Source organism: Rhodanobacter humi, assembly GCF_041107455.1.
GTDB lineage: Bacteria > Pseudomonadota > Gammaproteobacteria > Xanthomonadales > Rhodanobacteraceae > Rhodanobacter_A.
The window spans coordinates 68019-88553 of sequence record NZ_JBGBPY010000001.1; the positions used below are offsets into that span (position 1 = coordinate 68019).

18 protein-coding genes are annotated in these 20535 nt (G+C 68.1%); 5 read left to right on the forward strand and 13 right to left on the reverse strand.

From position 1 onward, the window contains the following. From AB7878_RS00315 to AB7878_RS00335, 5 genes are all read right to left on the reverse strand, one after another. Positions 1-867: a PP2C family protein-serine/threonine phosphatase gene (locus AB7878_RS00315; RefSeq protein WP_369492454.1), complete on the reverse strand. Its 867-nt coding sequence runs from the start codon at positions 865-867 to the stop codon at positions 1-3. Between the two features lie 42 nt (positions 868-909). Then, positions 910-1890 (reverse strand): cell division protein ZipA, encoded by a 981-nt coding sequence (zipA, locus tag AB7878_RS00320; RefSeq protein ID WP_369492455.1) that lies wholly within the window; start codon positions 1888-1890, stop codon positions 910-912. A gap of 110 nt (positions 1891-2000) precedes the next feature. Beyond that, positions 2001-5510: a chromosome segregation protein SMC gene (gene smc, locus AB7878_RS00325; protein ID WP_369492456.1), complete on the reverse strand. Its 3510-nt coding sequence runs from the start codon at positions 5508-5510 to the stop codon at positions 2001-2003. A 141-nt stretch (positions 5511-5651) separates the two neighbouring features. Further along, positions 5652-5903 carry a BolA family protein gene (locus AB7878_RS00330; protein WP_369492457.1) on the reverse strand — a complete coding sequence of 84 codons (252 nt, stop codon included), beginning with the start codon at positions 5901-5903 and terminating at the stop codon, positions 5652-5654. Next, complete coding sequence (locus AB7878_RS00335) at positions 5900-6199, reverse strand: YciI family protein (RefSeq protein WP_369492458.1); 300 nt, start codon at positions 6197-6199, stop codon at positions 5900-5902. The genes AB7878_RS00330 and AB7878_RS00335 overlap by 4 nt, the downstream gene beginning before the upstream one ends. A gap of 135 nt (positions 6200-6334) precedes the next feature. On the opposite strand from AB7878_RS00335, the gene AB7878_RS00340 reads away from it, so the two are divergent. Further along, positions 6335-6970: a YidC/Oxa1 family membrane protein insertase gene (locus AB7878_RS00340; RefSeq protein ID WP_369492459.1), complete on the forward strand. Its 636-nt coding sequence runs from the start codon at positions 6335-6337 to the stop codon at positions 6968-6970. Between the two features lie 160 nt (positions 6971-7130). Here the strand turns inward: AB7878_RS00340 and lysS are convergent, their stop codons facing one another. Continuing rightward, positions 7131-8699 (reverse strand): lysine--tRNA ligase, encoded by a 1569-nt coding sequence (gene lysS / locus AB7878_RS00345; RefSeq protein ID WP_369492460.1) that lies wholly within the window; start codon positions 8697-8699, stop codon positions 7131-7133. A gap of 212 nt (positions 8700-8911) precedes the next feature. Between lysS and AB7878_RS00350 the strand changes: the two genes are divergently transcribed. Continuing rightward, positions 8912-9697 carry a hypothetical protein gene (locus AB7878_RS00350; protein WP_369492461.1) on the forward strand — a complete coding sequence of 262 codons (786 nt, stop codon included), beginning with the start codon at positions 8912-8914 and terminating at the stop codon, positions 9695-9697. 46 nt (positions 9698-9743) lie between these two features. Here AB7878_RS00350 and AB7878_RS00355 read toward each other — a convergent pair whose 3' ends face one another. Together AB7878_RS00355 and prfB are read right to left on the reverse strand one after the other, a co-directional pair. Next, positions 9744-10061 (reverse strand): hypothetical protein, encoded by a 318-nt coding sequence (locus AB7878_RS00355; protein ID WP_369495690.1) that lies wholly within the window; start codon positions 10059-10061, stop codon positions 9744-9746. 113 nt (positions 10062-10174) lie between these two features. Then, positions 10175-11300 (reverse strand): peptide chain release factor 2 gene (gene prfB / locus AB7878_RS00360; RefSeq protein ID WP_369492462.1). Its coding sequence is split into 2 segments (ribosomal slippage): positions 10175-11224 and positions 11226-11300, totalling 1125 coding nucleotides; the frame shifts between segments, so codons are not numbered across the junction. Positions 11301-11429: 129 nt separating this feature from the next. On the opposite strand from prfB, the gene AB7878_RS00365 reads away from it, so the two are divergent. Next, complete coding sequence (locus AB7878_RS00365) at positions 11430-12089, forward strand: class I SAM-dependent methyltransferase (protein WP_369492463.1); 660 nt, start codon at positions 11430-11432, stop codon at positions 12087-12089. 33 nt (positions 12090-12122) lie between these two features. Here AB7878_RS00365 and asnB read toward each other — a convergent pair whose 3' ends face one another. Beyond that, on the reverse strand, positions 12123-13805 hold the full coding sequence (gene asnB / locus AB7878_RS00370) for an asparagine synthase B (RefSeq protein ID WP_369492464.1): 1683 nt from the start codon (positions 13803-13805) through the stop codon (positions 12123-12125). On the opposite strand from asnB, the gene AB7878_RS00375 reads away from it, so the two are divergent. After that, positions 13804-14160 (forward strand): hypothetical protein, encoded by a 357-nt coding sequence (locus AB7878_RS00375; RefSeq protein WP_369492465.1) that lies wholly within the window; start codon positions 13804-13806, stop codon positions 14158-14160. The two genes, asnB and AB7878_RS00375, sit on opposite strands and share 2 nt — an antisense overlap. 22 nt (positions 14161-14182) lie before the next feature. On the opposite strand, the gene AB7878_RS00380 is transcribed toward AB7878_RS00375, so the two are convergent. Continuing rightward, positions 14183-14557, reverse strand: coding sequence for a SpoIIAA family protein (locus tag AB7878_RS00380; RefSeq protein WP_369492466.1), 375 nt, complete (start codon positions 14555-14557; stop codon positions 14183-14185). A gap of 178 nt (positions 14558-14735) precedes the next feature. Here AB7878_RS00380 and AB7878_RS00385 point away from each other — a divergent pair, with 178 nt between their 5' ends. After that, a complete protein-coding gene (locus AB7878_RS00385; protein WP_369492467.1) occupies positions 14736-15524 on the forward strand; it encodes a hypothetical protein in 789 nt (262 codons plus the stop codon). Between the two features lie 326 nt (positions 15525-15850). Here AB7878_RS00385 and recJ read toward each other — a convergent pair whose 3' ends face one another. Genes recJ through abc-f form a run of 3 tightly spaced genes read right to left on the reverse strand, consistent with a single transcriptional unit; the run spans position 15851 to position 20436 of the window. After that, positions 15851-17596 carry a single-stranded-DNA-specific exonuclease RecJ gene (gene recJ / locus AB7878_RS00390; protein ID WP_369495691.1) on the reverse strand — a complete coding sequence of 582 codons (1746 nt, stop codon included), beginning with the start codon at positions 17594-17596 and terminating at the stop codon, positions 15851-15853. After that, positions 17557-18471 (reverse strand): phosphoglycerate mutase, encoded by a 915-nt coding sequence (locus AB7878_RS00395; protein ID WP_369492468.1) that lies wholly within the window; start codon positions 18469-18471, stop codon positions 17557-17559. Before AB7878_RS00395 ends, recJ begins: the two co-directional genes overlap by 40 nt. 12 nt (positions 18472-18483) lie before the next feature. Beyond that, complete coding sequence (gene abc-f, locus AB7878_RS00400; protein ID WP_369492469.1) at positions 18484-20436, reverse strand: ribosomal protection-like ABC-F family protein; 1953 nt, start codon at positions 20434-20436, stop codon at positions 18484-18486. Positions 20437-20535 lie beyond the last annotated feature (99 nt).

Consider the following 20535-nt stretch of genomic DNA (forward strand, 5'->3'; position numbering starts at 1 on the left):
TCATGCCTTGCCGTCGCCTTGCGCGGCCGGTGCGCCGGCACCGGGCGCCGTCGCGCCCGCGGGATGCACCATGGACCAGAGCCTTTCGCCGTAGCGCCGCATCCAGCCCTTGCCCGCGATCCGCATCAGGATCAGCGCGGCATTGTCGCCCTGCTCGCCGCCGCGTGCGGTCGCCAGCTGCAGTGCCTCGCGCAACGCTCCCGCCTGATCGCGGCGACGCGACAACCGGCGCAGTTCGGGCGTGGACAATTGTTCCCAGACGCCATCGCTGCACAGCACGAAGGTCTGTCCCACGCGCAGGATCGCGCCACCGTGCTCGACCTCGGGCGGCTGCGGCCCGCCGAGTCCGCGCAGCAGCTTGTGCTGGTCGGGGTCGCTCGCCAGCTGTTCCGGCGCGATCTCGCCGCGCCGCAGCTTGAGCTGCGCGACGCTGTGGTCCTCGGTGCGGTTGAGGCAGTGCCGTCCCTGGAAACGATAGAGGCGGCTGTCACCGACATGGGCCCAGTACGCCTGGTTGCCGCGGATCAGCAAGGCGACCACGGTCGAATGCGGTTCCCCGCCTGTCAGCCCCTCGCGCCGCCTGACCAGTTCGGCATGGGCCTCCTGGCACAGCGTTTCGAGGAACAACGCGCCGGGCTGTTCGCGCCACAGACCCTGCGCCCACAGTTGCTGAGCCGCGCGGATCACGCCCTCGCTGGCCAACTCGCCGGCGCCGTCGCCGCCCATGCCGTCGGCCAGCACCAGCAGATGCACGTCCGTGGCCGCGTCGTGCAGGCAGGTCAAGGCATCCTGCTGCGTTTCGCGCCCGCCGCGGGCCCGCCCGGCAGCCACCTGCGGCTGGGAGTGGAAATCGATTGCCTGGTCCATCGTGCCCGCAGCCCCCTGTCGAAACCGATGCCGTCCGCAGGCTCAACGCCCGAAGTGGATTTCCTCGCCTTCGTGGTCGCGGTCCCAGCCGCGCAGTTCGTCGCGGATGTGGGCGATGCGCTGGCGGCCGAGCGCGTTGCGCTCCTCGTCCAGCACCTGCCCATCCAGGAGTTCCGCCATGCGCTGCGCGGTGGGCAGCATGGTGTCCCAGGCGTCGAGTGCGGGCAGCGGCGCGGGCAGCGTCATGAAGAAGCTGAGGCCGGGGGTGCGCATGGCGTCGAGCCGGGACAGGTCGAAACTGCCGGGCTTGAGCATGTTGGCGACGCTGAAGATCGGGCCGAGTTCGCGCTTGCCGTCGACGAGACGGTGGTAGATGCCCATGTCGCCGAATTCGAGGCCGGCCTTCTCGGCCGCCACGATCAGGTCGGAGCCGTTGAAGTGACTGCCTTCGCGCGCCATCACGAACAGGGTGACGATGCGCTCCACCGCGACCTGCGGCGGACGGCGGCCGAGGTCGGAACGCGGCGGCATGCGGGATGCCTGCGGTGCGGACGCGGCCGGCGCAGGGGCCGGCACCGGGCCAGGCACCGTAGCGGTCGGCACCGTTGCCGACGGGGACGACGACGGCGCGCGCAACGCATCGACGATCGAGGCCGCCTGCCCCGCCAGCTTGCCGCGCGACAGCGGCGCGTTGCGCTCGCCGGCGAGCGTGGCGCCGAGGCGTTCGAGTTCCTCGCGCAGGCCGACGTCCAGCTCGCCCTGCTGCGGCAGCGGTTCGTCGGCCAGTGCATGGTCGGTGGCGCTGAAGGAAAGCCCATCCTCGTCGCCGGCTTCGCCCAGCGTGGGCTCGCGGCGTTCGCCGCCGTGCGCGGCCTGCCCGGTCGGCGCGCGCCGCCGGCCCTGCTGCTCCTTCTTCGGCTGGCCGAACAACCAGATCAGCGCGAGCACGACCACGCCGACGATCAACAGCGGTATGCCGACCGCCGGATTCCAGGCAAGGGCAAGCACGGGTTGCAGCGTCATCATCGGTTCCTCGTGTAGTTCGGCATCCGCCTGCGGGCGGCTTCCGAATCCGCGGACCCGGCAACTGTCCGGGCCCGCTCCTCAATGCATGCCAGCGCGCCGGCAACGGCTCAGGCGGTGCCCACCAGTTTAGCCGCTTCGGCGAGGTCCACCTGCACCAGGCGCGACACGCCGGGCTCGCGCATGGTCACGCCGCACAGCTGGCTGGCCGCTTCCATGGTGGCCTTGTTGTGGCTGATGAAGATGAACTGCACCCGTTCGCTCATCTCGCGCACCATCGCGGAGAAGCGGCCCACGTTCGCCTCGTCCAGCGGCGCGTCCACCTCGTCGAGCAGGCAGAACGGCGCGGGGTTCAGATTGAAGATCGCGAACACCAGCGCCACCGCGGTGAGCGCCTTCTCGCCGCCGGAGAGCAGCGAGATGTTGGACGGACGCTTGCCAGGCGGGCGCGCCATGATCGCCACGCCGGTGTCGAGCAGATCGTCGCCGGTGAGTTCGAGGTAGGCGTGGCCGCCGCCGAACAGGCGCGGGAACAATTCCTGCACGCCGGCATTGACCTTGTCGAAGGTTTCCTTGAAGCGCGCGCGCGTCTCGCGGTCGATCTTCTTGATCGCGCCTTCCAGCGTCTCCATCGCGCTGGTGAGGTCGGCGATCTGGTTGTCGAGGTAGGTCTTGCGCTCGCTCTGCTCGGCGTGCTCCTGGATCGCGGCGAGGTTTACCGGCTCCAGTCGCACGATCTTCTGCGCGAGCTCGGCCAACTGCTGCTTCCACTGCGTCGCGTCCACGTCCTCGGCGAGTTCGGCCAGCAGGGTTTCCAGTGCCAGCCCGGAGGCGGCGATCGCCTCGGCCAACTGTTCGGCGCGCAGCTGCAGCGCCTGTGCGGCGAGGCGCTTCTCGGACAGGCTTTCGCGCAAGCCGGCCAGGCCTTGTTCGGCGAGATGGCGGCGCTGTTCCAGCTGGCGGAACGCGATGTCGCATTCCTCCAGCGCACGGCGCGCTTCCACCAGTTGCTTGTCGACCAGCAGGCGCTGGTCGAGGTAGGTCTGGCGCTCGGCTTCGAGTTCGGCGATGGGATCGGAGCCGGCGGCGAGCTGCTCGGCGATCTCGCCGCGGCGCGCCTCGATCTGGCGCAACTGGCTGTCCATGCGCGCCAGCGACTGTTCCAGCGAAGCCAGCGAGGAGCGCTTGGATTCCAGCGACAGCGCCAGCGCGTGCGCCTGGTCGGCAGCCTCGCGCGCGTTCATGCGCGCTTCCTCGCGGGCTTCCAGGTGGGCGCGGCGTTCGTTCTCCAGTTCGCGGCGCTGGTCTTCGAGGTCGCCCATGTGGCCGACTGACTCATCCAGTCGCGCACGAGCCTCGCGGGTCTGCGTCTGCAGTTCGTCCAGCTGTTCGATCAGCGTGGCCAGTTCACCGGCGACCTTCTCGCCACGGGCGCGCGCGGTTTCCAGCTTGCCGCGATGGCTCTGCAACTGGCCGGCCAGCTCGCTCTGGCGGCGATGCGCGTTGTACAGCTCGCGCTGGGTGTCGTCGCGGGCGCGCTCGGCCTCGAACTTGCGCGTGCGCAAGTCGTCGAGCTGCGACGTGCATTCCTCGATGCGCGCTTCCAGCGCGGCGACCTGTTCGGTAAGCGTGCGGATCTCGCGCTCGCGCGCCAGCACGCCCACCTGGTTGCCTTGCGCGCGGCGCACGCGCGCCCAGCCCGGGCCCAGCCATTCGCCGCCGCGGGTGATCACCGACTGGTACGGCGCCAGCGCGGACAGGCCGGCCACGCGCTGGTGCGCTTCGTCCAGCGACTCGGCGACCAGCACGTGGCCGAGGATGGCGATGGCTGCCGCCGGGCCGCGCACGTGCGCGGCCAGCGTGCCGGCGGTGTTGGCGCCGCCTTCGGCGGCATCGAGCAGCGCCACGTCGGCGTTTTCCAGCGCGCCGAAGTCGGCGGCCAGCGCGTGCGCGCCATCCACCAGCACGCTGTCGATGAAGCCGGACAGCACGGTTTCCACCGCGGTTTCCCAGCCGGCTTCCACCTGCAGCGCCTCGCCGAGGCGTGGCGACTTGTCCAGTCCCAGGCGGGCCAACCATTGGCTGGCGGCGTTCTCCTCCTGGCCCAGCGCGGCGTGTTGCAGCGCTTCCAGCGAGGACTGCCGGCCGCGCGCGGTCTGCAGTTGCGAGCGCGCCTCGTTGAGCGCGGACTGCAGCTGGCGTTCCTCGTCCAGCACCTTCTCGTGGGTGGTCTTGTGCTGGTCGAGCAGGCCGCCCAGCGACTCCACCTTCTCGCGCTGGGTGTCGTGTTCCAGGTGCATCTGCTCGGCGGCGGCGTCCAGCGCGGCGAGGTCGGTGACCTTCTGCTCGGCTTCCAGCGCCTCGCGGCGCCGGGAAAGGTCGATGGCCTGGCGATCGAGGTAGTTGAGCTTGGTGCGCTCCACCTCGGCCGCCCGGTTGGACTCGCCGGCGGTGCGGGTGTGCGTGTCCCAGCGCTGCTGCCAGTCGGCGAGTTTCGTCTCGGAGCTGCGCTGGGCTTCGGCGGTGTCGTCCTGCAGCTGCTGCAGGGCTTCGAGTTTCGGCTCGCCCTCGGCCAGCGCCATGCGCAGCGTTTCGACCTGGCTGCGGTCGCCGGCGATGTGCTCGGCCAGCTCGTTGTGCTCGCGCTCGGCCTCGCCCTGGGCGCGTTGCAGGCGATCCGCGGTTTCGCGGTTGTGGCGCACCTGTTGCTCGACGCGGGCGATCTCGGCACCGACCTTGTAGACCTCGGCCTGCACCGAACTCAGGTGCTCGCCGGCCTCGGTGTGACGCTCGCGCATGGCTTCGATCTGCGCCTCGATTTCGCGCTGGCCGGCCAGCTGCTTCTCGATCTCGATCTCGGCGGCGGACAGCCCGGCGCCCTCACCATCGTGCTGGCCCTTCAGCGCGCGGTATTCCAGCGCGCGCAGCTCGGCTTCCTTGCGTGTCTGTTCTTCCTTGTAGGCCTTCCAGCGCTCGGCGGCGCGCGCCTGGCGGTTCAGGTGTTCGAGCTGCTTGTCCACCTCGTCACGCACGTCCTTCACGCGGTCGAGGTTCTCGCGGGTGGCCTTGATGCGGCTCTCGGTTTCCTTGCGGCGCTCCTTGTACTTGGAGATGCCGGCGGCTTCCTCCAGGTGGGTGCGCAGTTCCTCCGGGTGCGCCTCGATGATCTGCGAGATCATGCCCTGCTCGATGATCGAGTAGCTGCGCGGGCCGAGGCCGGTGCCGAGGAACAGGTCGGTGATGTCGCGGCGGCGGCAGCGCGCGCCGTTGAGGAAGTAGAAGGATTGCCCGTCGCGCGTCACCTGGCGCTTCACCGAGATCTCGGCGTACTGGCCGTATTCGCCCTGTACCGTGCCGTCGGCGTTGTCGAAGATCAGTTCGACCGTGGCCTGCCCCACCGGCTTGCGCGTGGTGGAACCGGAGAAGATCACGTCGGTGAGCGAGTCGCCGCGCAGGCGGCTGGCCGCGCTCTCGCCCATCACCCAGCGGATCGCATCGATGATGTTGGACTTGCCGCAGCCGTTCGGTCCCACCACGCCGGTCATGTTGGCCGGCAGGTGCAAGGTGGTCGGGTCGACGAAGGACTTGAAACCGGCAAGTTTGATCGTGGTCAGGCGCATGCGGTCATCGCTGGGAACTCGGAAAACACCCGGCAACCGGGTGACAAGGCACTGTGCCAAACGCGGGACGGTGCCGCAATGCATTTCTACGTCATGTTCCTCTGTAGAAATACCTTACAAGACAATGATAAATATTGATTTTTACTTGGCGTCTATCGACAGCGCATGGATGCCGTGGTTCATCAGGTCGTCCAGCACCGCATAGATCATGCGGTGGCGCCGGATCGGCAGCACGCTGGTGAACGCGGCACTGACGATGCGCACATGGAAGTGACCCTTGCCCTCCCCCGTATGGCCGGCGTGCAGGTGGCCTTCGTCCACCACCTCCAGCTCGCTGGGCGAGAACGCTGCCACGAGGCGTGCGCGGATCTCTCCGACCATCGCCTCGCTCATGGCAGGGTCTTGCGGAACGGCTTGACGCTCACGTCGGCGTAGACGCCGGCGGCCACATAGGGGTCGGCGTCGGCCCAACGCTGCGCGTGTTCCAGCGTGTGGAACTCGGCGATGATCAGGCTGCCGGTGAAACCGGCCGGGCCGGGGTTCTCCGATTCGATCGCCGGGAACGGGCCGGCCAGCAGCAGGCGCCCCTCGTCCTGCAGCTGGTTCAATCGCTCCAGGTGCGCGGCGCGGGCCGCGAGGCGCTTGTCCAGCGAACCGGGATGATCCTGGGCGATGATCGCGAACCACATGGGCAAGGCTCCGTTGCGTGTCGAATCCGCAATTTTACCCGACTATGCCGCCGGTCATGCGGTTCGCCACTTGAAGCAGCCGCGACGATGCCCACTTTGCGGACGTCATCAACGATGCGATGGGGAGAGCGCTACATGTGGACGATATTCGTGGACGGGATCGTCGCGCTGCTGAACCAGCTGGCGACATGGATGGACGGCAGCTACGGCCTCGCGGTGATCGCACTCGCGCTGGCGGTGCGACTGGCGATGTTGCCGATGACGCTGCACGCCGCCGAGCAAGGCTGGCTGCGCCAGCGCAAGCTGGCGGCACTGAAACCGCAACTTGAACGCCTGCGCGAGCGCCACGCAAAGGACCCCGCGGCGCATGCCGCCGCCATGCAGTCCCTGTATAGCGAACACGGCATCGCCAGCGGACTCGGCAGTGGCATGCTCACCGCGCTGGTGCAGGCGCCGATGAGTGCGGGCGTCTACGCGGCGATCCGCCAGGGCGTGGCCAGCATGGGTTCCTTCCTGTGGATACCGAAACTGGCGCGGCCCGACCTGTGGCTGGCGCTGCTGGTGGCGGTGCTCGGCATGGTCGCGATGCTGTTCAACCCGATGCTGCCCGAACAGGCGCGCACCCTGCTGCACTGGCTGCCGGTGGTGATCTCGTTCCTCATGGTGTGGCACGTCGCCGCCGGGCTGGGGTTGTACTGGCTGGGCTCGGGCAGCGTGACCGTGTTGCAGAACCTGCTACTGCGTCGACGCGTCCGACGCCTGCCTGCCTGAAACGCGACGCTTGCAACTCCCTCTCCTCCGAGCTGGCTCGGGGGAGAGGGCTGGGGTGAGGGGGAGCTTTTGCTGTCGGAGACTGCAGCGCCAAAAGCGCCCCCCTCACCCTACCCTCTCCCCCAATGGCAAAGCCGTTGGGGGAGAGGGAGTCCAAACCTCAGGCCTCGGGCCGCATGTACGGGAACAGCAGCACGTCGCGGATCGAGGCGGAGTCGGTGAGCAGCATCACCAGGCGGTCGATGCCGATGCCGAGGCCACCGGTGGGCGGCAGGCCTACTTCCAGCGCGCGGATGTAGTCGGCGTCGAAATGCATGGCTTCGTCGTCGCCGGCGTCCTTGGCTTCCACCTGGGCCTTGAAGCGCGCGGCCTGGTCTTCCGGGTCGTTCAACTCGGAGAAGCCGTTCGCCAGTTCCTTGCCGTTGACGAACAGCTCGAAGCGGTCGGTGATGCCTTTGTCCGTGTCGTTCTCGCGCGCCAGCGGCGACACCTCGACCGGGTGCTGGGTGATGAAGGTGGGCTGGATCAAGGTGTGCTCCACCGTTTTCTCGAAGATTTCCAGCAGCAGCTTGCCCCAGCCGTAGCCATCCTTGACGTGGAGGCCGAGGCGCTGCGCGTGGGCGGCCATCGCCGCGCGGTCGCGCAGTTCGGAACGCTTGATCTCGGGGTTCAACTCCAGCACCGCATCTTCCATCGTCCAGCGGCGAAACGCCGGGCCCACGTCGATGCTGGCGCCTTCCCAGGTGAGCGCCGTGGTGCCGATCACCTGCTTTGCGGTCTCGCGGATCACGGCCTCGGTGAGGTCCATGATCTCGTTGTAGGTGGCGTAAGCCTGGTACAGCTCCAGCATGGTGAACTCGGGATTGTGCCGGGTGGACACGCCCTCGTTGCGGAAGTTGCGGTTGATCTCGTAGACGCGGTCGAAGCCGCCGACCACCAGGCGCTTCAGGTACAGCTCCGGCGCCACGCGCAGGTAGAGGTCCATGTCCAGCGCGTTGTGGTGCGTGATGAAGGGCTTGGCCGTGGCGCCGCCGGGGATGACGTGCATCATCGGCGTTTCCACTTCCATGAAACGGCGCGGCGCGGCCTCCAGCCACTGACGCATGAAACCGATGATGCGCGAGCGCTGCTGGAAGGTGCGGCGCGCTTCCTCGGTGACAATGAGGTCCACGTAGCGCTGGCGGTAGCGCTGCTCCACGTCGGCCATGCCGTGGTGCTTGTCCGGCAGCGGGCGCAGGCTCTTGGTGAGCAGGCGCAGCGCATCCACCTTCACCGACAGCTCGCCGGTCCTGGTGCGCATCAGCACGCCTTCGGCGCCCACGATGTCGCCCATGTCCCAGCCCTTGAACGCCTCGTAGGTCGCCTCGCCCACCGTGCCCTGGTGGATGAACAGCTGGATGCGACCGCTCATGTCCTGGATCTGCGCGAAGCTGACCTTGCCCTGCACGCGCTTCAGCACGATGCGGCCGGCCACCTTCACCCGGCGCGCCAGCGCTTCGATGGCCTCGGCGGGGAACTGGTCCTTGTCGGCGTACTCGGCCTGCAGGTCGCCGACGAAGCTGTCGATCTTGAAGTCGTTGGGGAAGGCGATGCCCTGCCCGCGCAGCGCGCCGAGTTTCTCGCGGCGCTCGGCGACAAGCCGGTTGACGTCCGGCTTGTTCTCGTCGACGGGTTGGGCAGTGCCGGGGGTCGCGTCGACCGCTCCGGCGGGATCGGTGTTTGCCGTCATCGTCGTGTCCGTGATGGGTGGGTGTCGTGCGTCATCGCGTAAGCGAATCCACGCCCGATCATGCGATGGAAAAACCCGCAGTGTAGCCCACAGAGGCCATGCCGCGCGCTCTACCGCATCGCAATTCCGGAGCCTAGACTGCGCATCCCGCCATTGGCGGAAGGGGCGCCAACGACGGGATCCACGCGATACCTGTCCGGGGAGGACGTGCCATGAATGTCCGCGATCGTCGTTCGACGTTGATTGCGATGCTGATGCTGGCGTTTCTGCTGTTGCCGGGGGTGGCGGCCGTTGCCGCCGACAAGGCGGCGGCCGGGCCCGCCATGGGGAACATTGCCGACCGCTGGGTGCTGTGGCCCAAGCCCGGACAGGAAAAGCAGCTGGAGGCGGCGATCAAGACGCATGCCGCGTGGCGCAAGAAAGCCGGCGAACCGTTCGCGTGGTCGACCTACCAGCCGATCGCCGGCACCGACCTCACCTACTACGTGGTTCGTTCCGAAGGCCACCAGTGGAAGGATTTCGACACCGAGCACGCCTGGGCCGCCAAGGCGAAGGCCGGCGACGCCTACGAGCAGCAGGTCGCGCCGCACGTCGCACGGGTGGAGCACTTCTTCGAGGAGACCGACGTCGCGCACAGCCGGATGGGGGACATCAAGGACGACAAGTATTTCATGATAACCACGCGACAGCTCAAGCCCGGATCGCGCGGCGAGATGATGGCGGCGGTGGACAAGATCCAGAAGGCCATCACGGCCGCAAAATGGCCGTATCCGTATCGGCTGGCCTGGCTGATCGGCGGCGCCAACAGCCTGCGCATCGTCATTCCGATGAAGAACTATGCCGAGATGGCCGATCCGGATCCCTCGCTGCACCAGGTGCTGGCGAAGGCGCTGGGGCCGGACGGCGCCGATGCGACGCTGAAGCAGTTCGGCAACTCGTTCGAAGGCGGGGACACGACGATCTTCGTCATTCGCCCCGACCTGTCGACGCAACCCTGAGGTGACACGCCCTCCCGGATGAATGCCGGGAGGGCGCTGTCGCGCGTCAATCGTCCTTGCCGAATACGTGCTTGACCGCGTGCTTGGTGGCGTCCCAGCCTTCTTTCGCGCCATGGCCGACGGCGACGCCGGCCTTCTTCGCGCCGTGGCCGATGCCAGTGCCGGCTTCCTTGGCGCCATGGCCGATCTTCTTCGTCACGTCGCGGGTGGCGTGGCCGACGTCGCGCGCGCCGTTGGCGACACCGTGGCCGACGGCCTTGGCGTCCTGCTTGATGCCACCGCCCTGCTGCGACTGCGCGGCCGCGCCGAACGCCGCCAGCGCGGCACAGGAGAACACGATGCTGCAGATCGTCTTGCGGTTCATGCGGGCCACCTCGTCAGTCATGGGACTCCGGGACGATTCTACGGGTCGCGGCTGAAGCCGCTCCTACACAGGTCGACGCACTGCAGGAGCGGCTTCAGCCGCGATTCCGCCCATCACGCATCGATGCGCTTGGCGCCCGCATCCAGGCCGGATTTCAGGCTGGCCTCGATGAACTCGTCGAGGTCGCCGTCCAGCACCTTCTGCGTGTCGGAACGCTCCACGCCGGTGCGCAGGTCCTTGATGCGGCTCTGGTCGAGCACGTAGTTGCGGATCTGGCTGCCCCAGCCGATGTCGGACTTGGTAGCTTCCAGCGCGTCCTTCTCGGCGTTGCGCTTCTGTATCTCCAGCTCGTACAGCTTGGCCGCCAGCATCTTCATCGCGCGGTCGCGGTTCGCGTGCTGGCTGCGCTCGGTCTGGCAGGCCACCACCACGCCGCTGGGCACGTGGGTGATGCGCACCGCGGACTCGGTCTTGTTCACGTGCTGGCCGCCGGCGCCTGAAGAGCGATACACGTCGGTCTTGAGGTCGGCCGGGTTGATCTCGATGTCGATGTCGTCGTCGACTTCCGGCGACACGAACACGCTGGTGAAGCTGGTGTGGCGGCGGTTGTCCGAATCGAACGGCGACTTGCGCACCAGGCGGTGCACGCCGATCTCGGTCTTCAGCCAGCCGTAGGCGTAGTCGCCCTCGACGCGGAAGGTGGCCGACTTGATGCCCGCCACTTCGCCGCCGGAGACTTCCAGCAGCTCGGTCTTCCAGCCGCGCGACTCGGCCCAGCGCAGGTACATGCGCAGCAGTATCTCGGCCCAGTCCTGCGCCTCGGTGCCGCCGGCGCCGGCCTGGATGTCGACGAAGGCGTTGGTCGCATCCATCTTGCCGGAGAACATGCGCTGGAATTCCAGCTTGCCCACCTGCGCCTCGAGCTTGGCGAGATCGTCGATCACCGACTGTGCGGTGTCGTCGTCGCCGGCTTCGATCGCCATGTCCAGCAGTTCCTTCGCGTCGGCGAGGCCGGCGGAAAGGTGGTCGATGCCGCTGACGATGGTGTCCAGCCGGGCGCGCTCGCGGCCCAACTCCTGTGCGTGCGGCGGGTTGTCCCAGATCGTGGGGCTTTCCAGCTCGCGGCTTACTTCTTCGAGGCGCTCACGCTTGGTGGCGTAGTCAAAGATACCCCCTAAGCGACTCGACGCGGGCCGTGAGGTCCGCGATCTGCGCGAGGATCGGATTGGTCTCGATCATGGATGGTCGTGTCGTGCGAATGGCTTGCCATGGTAGCAAAATTGCCGCACTGCGACAGACGCCGGACGGTGGCCGGGCGCGCCGCCGGCGCTACCACGAACGTCCGGTACCGCTGGTCGGAGCGCCGCCATGTCCAATCGCAGCCTGAACCTCGACGACACGCTGTACGAGTACCTGCTCACGCACTCGCTGCGCGAGCATCCGGAGCAGATTGCCCTGCGCGAAGCCACGCGCAGCCACCCCCGTGCCGGCATGCAGATTTCGCCGGAGCAGGGCCAGTTCATGGCCTTGCTGGTGAGGCTGCTCGGCGCGCGCCGCACGCTCGAGATCGGCGTGTTCACCGGCTACAGCGCATTGTCGGTGGCGCTCGCCCTGCCCGCCGACGGCCGCATCCTCGCCTGCGACATCAGCGAGGAATACACCCGCATCGGCCGGCCATACTGGGAGCGCGCCGGCGTGGCGCACAAGATCGATCTGCGGCTGGCGCCGGCACTGGAAACGCTGGACGCGGAACTGGCCGCGGGCGCCGCCGGCCGCTACGACTTCGCCTTCATCGATGCCGACAAGACCGGTTACGCCGCCTATTACGAGCGCTGCCTGCAACTGCTGCGCCCCGGCGGCCTGATCGCGATCGACAACGTGCTGTGGAGCGGCGCAGTGGCGCGGCCGGCGCGGGACGAGGACACCCGTGCGCTGCAGGCGCTCAACGAACGCCTGCACGGCGACGAGCGCATCGACCTGTCCATGCTGCCGGTCGGCGACGGCCTCACGCTGGCCCGCAAGCGCTGAGCTGGCCGCCCATCGGTTCCAGAGACACTTGCATCAGGCCACTGCCTGCTGGTGCACCCCGCGCACCGCCCGTCCCGACGGATCGGCCATCGCCGCGAACGCCGGATCCCACGCCAGCGCGGCCGGCGACGAGCAGGCGATCGACTTGCCGCCCGGCACGGTGGCGGCGCAAGCCTCGCCCGGATAGAACTGCTCGAAGATGCGCCGGTAGAAATACGCCTCCTTGGTGGCCGGCGTGTTGAACGGGAAGCGCGCGGCTGCGGCGGCGAATTCGCGGTCGCTCACCATCTGTTCCGCGTGCGCCTTGAGGCCGTCGATCCAGCCGTAGCCCACGCCGTCGCTGAACTGCTCCTTCTGCCGCCACAGGATCTCCTTGGGCAGCGCGCCCTCGAAGGCTGCGCGCAGCACGTGCTTCTCGATCTTGCCCTGCCCCGCCATCTTGTGCGCGGCATCCATGCCCATCGCCACGTCGATGAACTCGAGATCGAGAAACGGCACGCGCGCTTCCACGCCCCAGGCCATCATCGCCTTGTTCGCGCGCAGGCAGTCGTAGCTGTGCAGCGCGTCGAGCTTGCGCACGGTTTCCTCGTGGAAGGCCTCTGCCGAGGGCGCCTTGTGGAAGTACAGGTAGCCGCCGAAGAGCTCGTCCGAGCCTTCGCCCGACAGCACCATCTTCACGCCCATCGCCTTGATGCGGCGGGCCAGCAGGTACATCGGCGTGGCCGCGCGGATGGTGGTGACGTCGTAGGTTTCCAGGTGGCGGATCACCTCGGGCACCGCGTCCAGGCCTTCCCAGAAGGTGTAGACGAAGCCGTGGTGCACGGTGCCCAACGCGTCGGCGGCGATCTGCGCGGCGGCGAGGTCGGGCGAACCGTCCAGGCCGATCGCGAAGGAATGCAGGCGCGGCCACCAGGCCTCGCTGCGGTCGCCGTCCTCGATGCGCTCGCGGGCGAACTTCGCGGCGCAGGCGGCGACCAGCGAGGAATCGAGGCCGCCCGAAAGCAGCACGCCGTAGGGCACATCGGTCATCAGCTGGCGGTGCACGGCCTGCTCGAAGGCGTGGCGCAGTTCGCCCGGCGCCGGCGCATGGCCCTGCGTCGCCGCATAGTCGCGCCACGGCCTGGCGTAGTAGCTGCGCAGCTCGCCCGTGGCACTGTCGTAGACATGACCGGGCGGGAACGCCGCCACGTCCGCACACACGCCGGTCAGCGCCTTCATCTCCGAGGCCACGCACAACCGGCCCTGCGCGTCGTGGCCCCAGTACAGCGGACACACGCCGATCGGGTCGCGCGCGATCAGGTAGCGCTGCGTCGCGCCGTCCCACAGCGCGAAGGCGAAGATGCCGTTGAGCCTGGTCAGGCCATGCTCGATGAATGCGGCCGCACCATGCTCGCGGTACAGCGCGTTGATCACCTCGCAGTCCGAGCCCGTCGTGAATTCGTAGCCGCTGGCCTCGCGCAACGCCTGGTGGTTGTAGATCTCGCCGTTCACCGCCAGCGCCAGTGCGCCGTCGCGCGAACGCAGCGGCTGCGCACCCGAGGCCGGGTCGACGATGGCCAGGCGCTCGTGCACCAAGATCACCCCCGCATCCACGAACACTCCGCTCCAGTCGGGACCGCGATGACGCTGCCGCTGCGACAACTCCAGCGCCTGCCGGCGCAAGGCGGCGAGGTCATCGCCCGGTTGCAGGTCGAACATTCCGAAAATCGAACACATGGTGGCTGGCCTTTGGGTAGTTGATGCGGTCGGTTGGAAAGGAAAAGCTCTTTTTGAAAGTCGGCCATGGATGGCCGGGTTTGCTCTGCGCGGATGGATGCGCGTAAAAAATCACACACGCCAAAACGACGAAGGCCCGCTTGTGGCGGGCCTTCGTCGCGTATCTTTCGTGGAAACTTGCAGCTACGCGCGGGCCCGCCAACGGTTGGCGTTATTGTTCGCGCGATTGTTGTTGACGGCCGCCACGAAGCTCCGCGCGGCAGGCGCGGTGGCGTTCGGAAACTGGGCGGTCATCAAGGTCATGTGCCGACTAGACCAGATGTTGCGGCGCAACGCAAGTGACGATTTCGCATGACGCGGTTCGGCCGTCCATACGCTCAACCGTCCACGGGCTCGGCGATCCAGCGCGCCGCCGGCTCCAGTTCGGCCAGCGCGAACAGGCGGAAATCGGCCGGCACCAGGAAGCGCGTCGCCTTGGTCGCGGTGCGCAGCCACGGCACGTCGGTCACCAGCGCCACGCGATCCCAGCCGCTGATGTGACGGATGCCGAGCATGAAGTCGTCCCACATCGCGCCGACGTCGAAGCCGGTGAAATCCGGCGCCACCACGAACAACATGCGCAGCTTGCGGTTCAGCGCGAACACCGCCTCCACGTCCGGTACCAGCACCTGCTCGTAATCGGCGGCGGTCACCTGGCCATGCGCGCGAAAGCCCAGCGTGCCGGGCGGCAATCCTTCGATCTGTTCGAGCATGACGATCTCCGTGGCGGGCAGGCGGCCAGTTTGGCGCCTGTACCGTGAACGCCGCGCAAGGCCGACAGCCTTCATGCGGCTTGCACACGCCGATAACGCGACGGCGCGGAGAGTCAATGCAATCCGGTGCACATACCCGGATAGGGGGACTCCATATCAATTCATCCGGAGCACTGCCATGAAAAAACTGCTTTGTGCGGTTTCCGCGTTCGCGCTGCTGATACCGGCCATGGCGCTGGCGCAAAGCGCGTTCAACGGCACCTGGAAGACCGACCCGAGTTCGATCCATGACACGGGCAAGCCCATCGTCATCACGCTCAAGGGCGGCATGTTCAGCTGCTCCTGCAGCAACCCGGCCTACACCGTGAAGACCGACGGCGAGGATCACCCGGTGACTGGTCATCCGGGCTTCGATACCGTCGCGGTGAAGATCGTGGACGACCACACCATCGAGCAAACCCTGAAGAAGGCCGGCAAGGTCGTCGAGACGCTGACCGTCACGGGATCAGCGGACGGCAAGAGCGCCACCGAGGAAATGACCAACGACAGCGGCAGCACGCCGGTGACCGGCAAGGCCGGCCTGGTCAAGGTGGCCAAGGCGCCGATGGGATCGCACCTGCTGGCCGGCTCGTGGAAGATGAAGAACATCGACAACGTTTCCGACAACGGCCTCGCCTACACCTACAAAGTGGACGGCAGCGACGTGAGCCTCAGCACCCCTACCGGCGACTCCTATGCCGCGAAGATCGGCGGTCCGGCCGTGCCGTACCAGACCAGCATGGGTGCCAACGACACCGTGAGCGTGAAGAAGCTGGGTCCGAACAGCCTGCGCGAGACCTACGAGCGCGGCGGCAAGGTGCTGAGCACCAGCACGATGACCGTTTCTGCCGACGGCAAGAGCATGAAGACCGTCAGTCACGACATGCACAACGACATCACCACCACTTCCACCGCGCGCAAGCAATAGCGAGGCAGCTCACCGGTCGTTTTCGCGCAAGGCCCGGTCTGATGCCGGGCCTTGCCATTAGAGCCTGTTCAATATCTCCGCGTAGTCCGCGTTGCCTTGCCGTGGTCGTCAGGTGGTAGTGCGTGGCGCAGCGCCTGCCTGACCGGCAGGTCAAGCCGCGCGCTGCCGCATGGCGGCCACGGCAAGGCAACCCGAAGGGCCGGGGCTGTTTGCCCACATGCCGGCGTCATCACTCAGTCGTGGACGGACGTCCACTCCTTCGTTCTTCCTTGGCCTGCGCGCAAACAGCTCCCGGCGCGGACCACGCGGAGATATTGAACTGGCTCTTAGGCCGGTTCGACGTGGCGCAGCAGCAGGCGCGGCGACTCGCGGCCCTGCCAGTCGTTGACGACGAGCTCGTAGGCGGCGCGCAGGCGCGTCGGCGGCGCGGCGCTGTCGACGTTGAACATCACCGCGTCGTGCACGCTGCCGTCGCGCGGGTCGCGCAGGCTGAGCCGCCAGTGGCCCTCGCCCATGGGCTTCCAGCCCGCGCATTCGAACAGGTTGTCGAACAGCGGCTCGGGGAAGGCCTGGCCCCAGGGGCCGGCGGCGCGCAGCTGCAGCGCCAGTTCCAACGACAGACTGCCCGCGGGAAGTTCGCCGTCGGTATACAGCGCGGCCTGCAGCCGCTCCGGCGCGATCAGCTCGCGCGCAACTGCATCGAAGGCCGCGGCGAAACGTGGAAAATCGACGGCGCGCAGGCTCAGTCCCGCCGCCATCGCGTGGCCGCCGAAGCGTTCGATCAGGCCGGGCTGGCGCGCGTCGATCATCGCCAGCGCATCGCGCAGGTGGAAGCCGGGAATGGAGCGACCGGAACCGCGCAAGTGATCGGCATCGTCCTCGCTGGCCGGAGCGAATGCGACGGCGGGACGGTGCAGGCGTTCCTTGAGTTTGGAAGCCACCAGGCCGACCACGCCGGCATGCCAGGATGGCTCGTACAGCGCCACGCCAATCGCGGCGATATCGGTGAGGCCGGCCGTCATCGCCTCGGCCTCGGCCACCATGTCGGCCTGCAGCTCACGGCGCGTACGGTTGATGGCATCGAGTTCGCCAGCCAGTCGGCGCGCGGTCGCCGCATCGTCGGTGAGCAGGCACTCGATGCCGATATGCATGTCCTCCAGCCGCCCTGCCGCATTCAAACGCGGGCCCACCGAATAGCCCAGATCGCTGGCGCACAGCGTAGCTGCGCTGCGCTTGGCGCACTCCAGCAAGGCGTTGATGCCGGCGCAGGCGCGACCGCTGCGGATGCGCTTGATGCCCGCCGCCGCCAGCACGCGGTTGTTGAAATCCAATGGCACCAGATCCGCGACGGTGCCCAGCGCCACCAAGTCCAGCAACGTAGACAGATCAGGTTCGCTGCCGGCAAAGGCACCCTGACCGCGCAACTTGGCGCGCAAAGCCAGCAACAGGTAGAACATCACGCCCACACCGGCGAGGGCCTTGCTGGGAAAACCGTCGCCGACGAGATTCGGGTTCACCATCGCATCGCAGTCCGGCAAGCGCTCGCCCGGCAGATGATGGTCGGTGACGATTACCCGCATGCCCAGCTCGTGCGCCCGCGCCACGCCGGCCACGCTGGCCACGCCGTTGTCCACGGTGACGATCAGCTGGGGGCGCGGCTGCAGCGAATCGACCAGCGCGGGCGTGAGGCCGTAGCCGTGCACGAAGCGGTTCGGCACCGCGTAGCTCACGCGTTTCGCCCCCAGCAGGCGTAGGCCGCGTACGGCGACGGCCGTGCCGGTGGCGCCGTCGCAGTCGTAGTCGCCCGCGATCAGGATGGCCTGGTCGTCGCGGATCGCCGCGGCCAGCAGGTCGATGGCGGCATCCAGCCCGCCCAGCGATTGCGGCGACAGCAGACGTTGCAGGCGATGCTCGACACCCACGGGCTGCAGCACGCCGCGCGCCGCGTAGATGCGTTGCAGTACCGGATGCACCGCGGCATCCCAGCCGGATGGCTCGCCCTGTGGTTCGCGCCGGCGCAGCTCCAGCGTGCTCAACGCGACGCCCCGCGCCAGAAGCGCCAGCGATGCCACGGCCGCCACGACCAGCGCTCGCCGCCGGCGAACGCGAAGTGCAAGGGCTGCCGTTGCGCCAGCGCTTGCAAGGCCGGCCACCAGTCGCGCCCGAGTTCGGCGGCGGGCACGTCCTGCAGGTCGATCAGCGAGCCGGCGGGCGCGGTCGTCACGGTCGATGGCGTGCGTGCCTGGCCAGGCACGCCGGCATGCGCCGCCAGTGCACGCAGCAAGACGTCGTTGCCGACCACGCCCGCGAATGCGCTGCGCAACGCCGACGGCAGGCGCCCCGCCCCCCACCACCACACGCTGTTGACCGGCGGCAGGCCGCGCGCCTGGCGGGCGGCGTTCAAGGGATGCTGATGCAGCAGCACCTGCACCTCATTGAGCAGCACGCGCCACGGGCGGCCTTCCGCGCCCTGCGGCAGATGCTGGTACAGATCCTCGCCCAGCGCCTGTTCCGGCGCGGCGAAATCCGGCAGCGGAGCGTCCGGCGGCAAGCGCAACTGCCAGTGGTTCGGCGCGGTGACCTCCAGTTGCAGGCCGGCTTCGGCGAACGCCGGCTGCAGCAGCTGCGCACAGGCCTGCGCCTCGTCCGGCTGCAGCGACAGCGAGCCGCAGGCCATCAGGCGCACGCCGTTCATGTCCGGCTGCACCCAGGCCGGATCGGCGTTGAGCCACGCGGCTTCGCCTGCATCGCCGGCCAGATGTTCGCGCACGAGCGCCGCGGCCGGCAGCTGCTCGCCGGTGCCTTCAAAGGCAGCGGCGAGCATGGCAAGCCGTTCGCGCGGACCGTCGTCGAGACGGTCGGCCCGCGCCAGCAGGCGGCGCAGCGGATGCGCCGCATCGAAGCGATCCAGCGCGGGCAGCCACAGTTGCGTCGGTTGCGTGCTCATCCGCGCGGACGCTCAGGCTTCCAGGGTTTCATACAAGGCCATCCATTCCGCCTCCAGCGTTTCCTTCTCGCGGCGCAGTTCGGCCTGCTGCTGACCCAGTTTCATCAGCGCGGCGGTGGAACCGTTGTAGGTTGCCGGATCGGCCAGCTTCGCTTCGAGCGTAACCAATTCGGCTTCGATGGCGGCGATGCGCGTCTCGATCTTCTTGACCCGCTGGCGTGCAGTCTTTTCGTTTTCACGCTGTGCAGCCGCATTGCGCCGGCGTTCCTCGGGCGACTCGACCGGCGCCACCGGTTTCGCCTCGGCCTTCGACTTGGCGGCCTTCTTGTTTGCGGCGCCGCGCGAGCGCAGCCAGCGCGCGTAGTCGTCGAGGTCGCCGTCGAACGGCTCGACCACGCCGTCGGCCACGCGCCAGAAGCTGTCGCTGACCATGCCCAGCAGGTGGCGATCGTGCGAGACCAGCACCAGCGCGCCATCGAAGTCGGCCAGCGCGTCGGCCAGCGCCTCGCGCATGTCGAGGTCGAGGTGGTTGGTGGGCTCGTCGAGCAGCAGCAGGTTCGGCTTGTCCCAGGCGATCAGCGCCAGCGCCAACCGTGCGCGCTCGCCGCCGGAGAAACCGTCCACCGACTCGAACGCGCGGTCGCCGGCGAAGTTCCAGGTGCCGAGGAAGTCGCGCAGCACCTGCGCAGCCACGTTCGGCGCCTTGTCCTGCAGGTGGTCGAACGGACTGCGCCCGGCGTGCAGGCTTTCCACCGTGTGCTGGGCGAAGTAGCCGATCTTCAGGTCCTTGTGCGCCTTGCGCTCGCCGCCCATGGGTGCGAGTTCGCCGACCAGGGTTTTCACCAGGGTGGACTTGCCCGCGCCGTTCGGGCCGAGCAGGCCGATGCGTTCGCCGGCTTCGAGACGGAAACGCACGTCGCGCAGGATGATCGTGGCTTCGCGGCTGGTCGTCTCGTGGCCGGGCAGATGGTCGTCGCCTTCCTCGCGGGTGCCGGCCGGATAGCCGGCCACCACCTCCTCCAGCTGCAGCATGGAGTCGGGCACGCGATCGGGCCTGGCGAACTGGAAATGGAACGCGCGCTCGGCGCGCACCGCCTCGGTGCCGGCCATCTTCTCCAGCCGCTTCATGCGCGATTGCGCCTGCTTGGCCTTGCTGGCCTTGGCCTTGAAGCGGTCGATGAAGCTCTGCAGGTGGGCGCGCTCGGCTTGCTCGCGCTCGTGGGCGATCTGCTGCTGGCGCAACTGTTCGGCGCGCAGGCGCTCGAACGCGCTGTAGTTGCCGGTGTAGAGGCGCGCGCCGCCATCGACCAGGTGCAAGGTGTGGTCGATCACGCCGTCGAGAAATTCGCGGTCGTGCGAGATGATCAGCAAGGTGCCCTGGTAGCGGCGCAGCCATTCCTCCAGCCACAGCACGGCGTCGAGGTCGAGATGGTTAGTGGGCTCATCGAGCAGCAGCAGTTCGGACGGCGCCATCAGCGCGCGCGCCAGGTTCAGGCGCACGCGCCAGCCGCCGGAGAATTCCTTCACCGCGCGCTCGTGCGTCTCCGGCGCGAAGCCCAGGCCGTGCAGCAGGCGGCCGGCGCGGGCGCGGGCGTCGTAGCCGTGCAGCTCCTCGATGCGGTGATGCGCGCGCGCCATCGCCTCGGTGTCGCCGCGTGCGTCGGCGTCCAGCTCGTCGCGCAACGCGGCGGCGAGTTCCACGTCGCCGCCCAGCACGTAGTCGATCGCGGGGTCGGGCAGCGCGGGCGTCTCCTGCGCCACCGAGGCCAGGCGCAACTTCGCCGGCAGGCCGATGTCGCCGGCGTCGGCCTCGACCTGGCCCTGCAGCGCCGCGAACAGGCTGGACTTGCCGCAGCCGTTGCGGCCGATCACGCCCAGCCGCCAGCCGCCCTGGATCACCAGGTCGATGTCGGACAGCAGCAGGCGGCTGCCGCGGCGCAGGGCAAAATGGCGGAACGCGATCATCGGGACACTTCAATCGGGCGACTTGGCCGCCCATGATAACGGCTATGGCGGTCACACCCGCCGCAACAGCCCGTGGATAGTCGCAAACAGTTCTGCTAC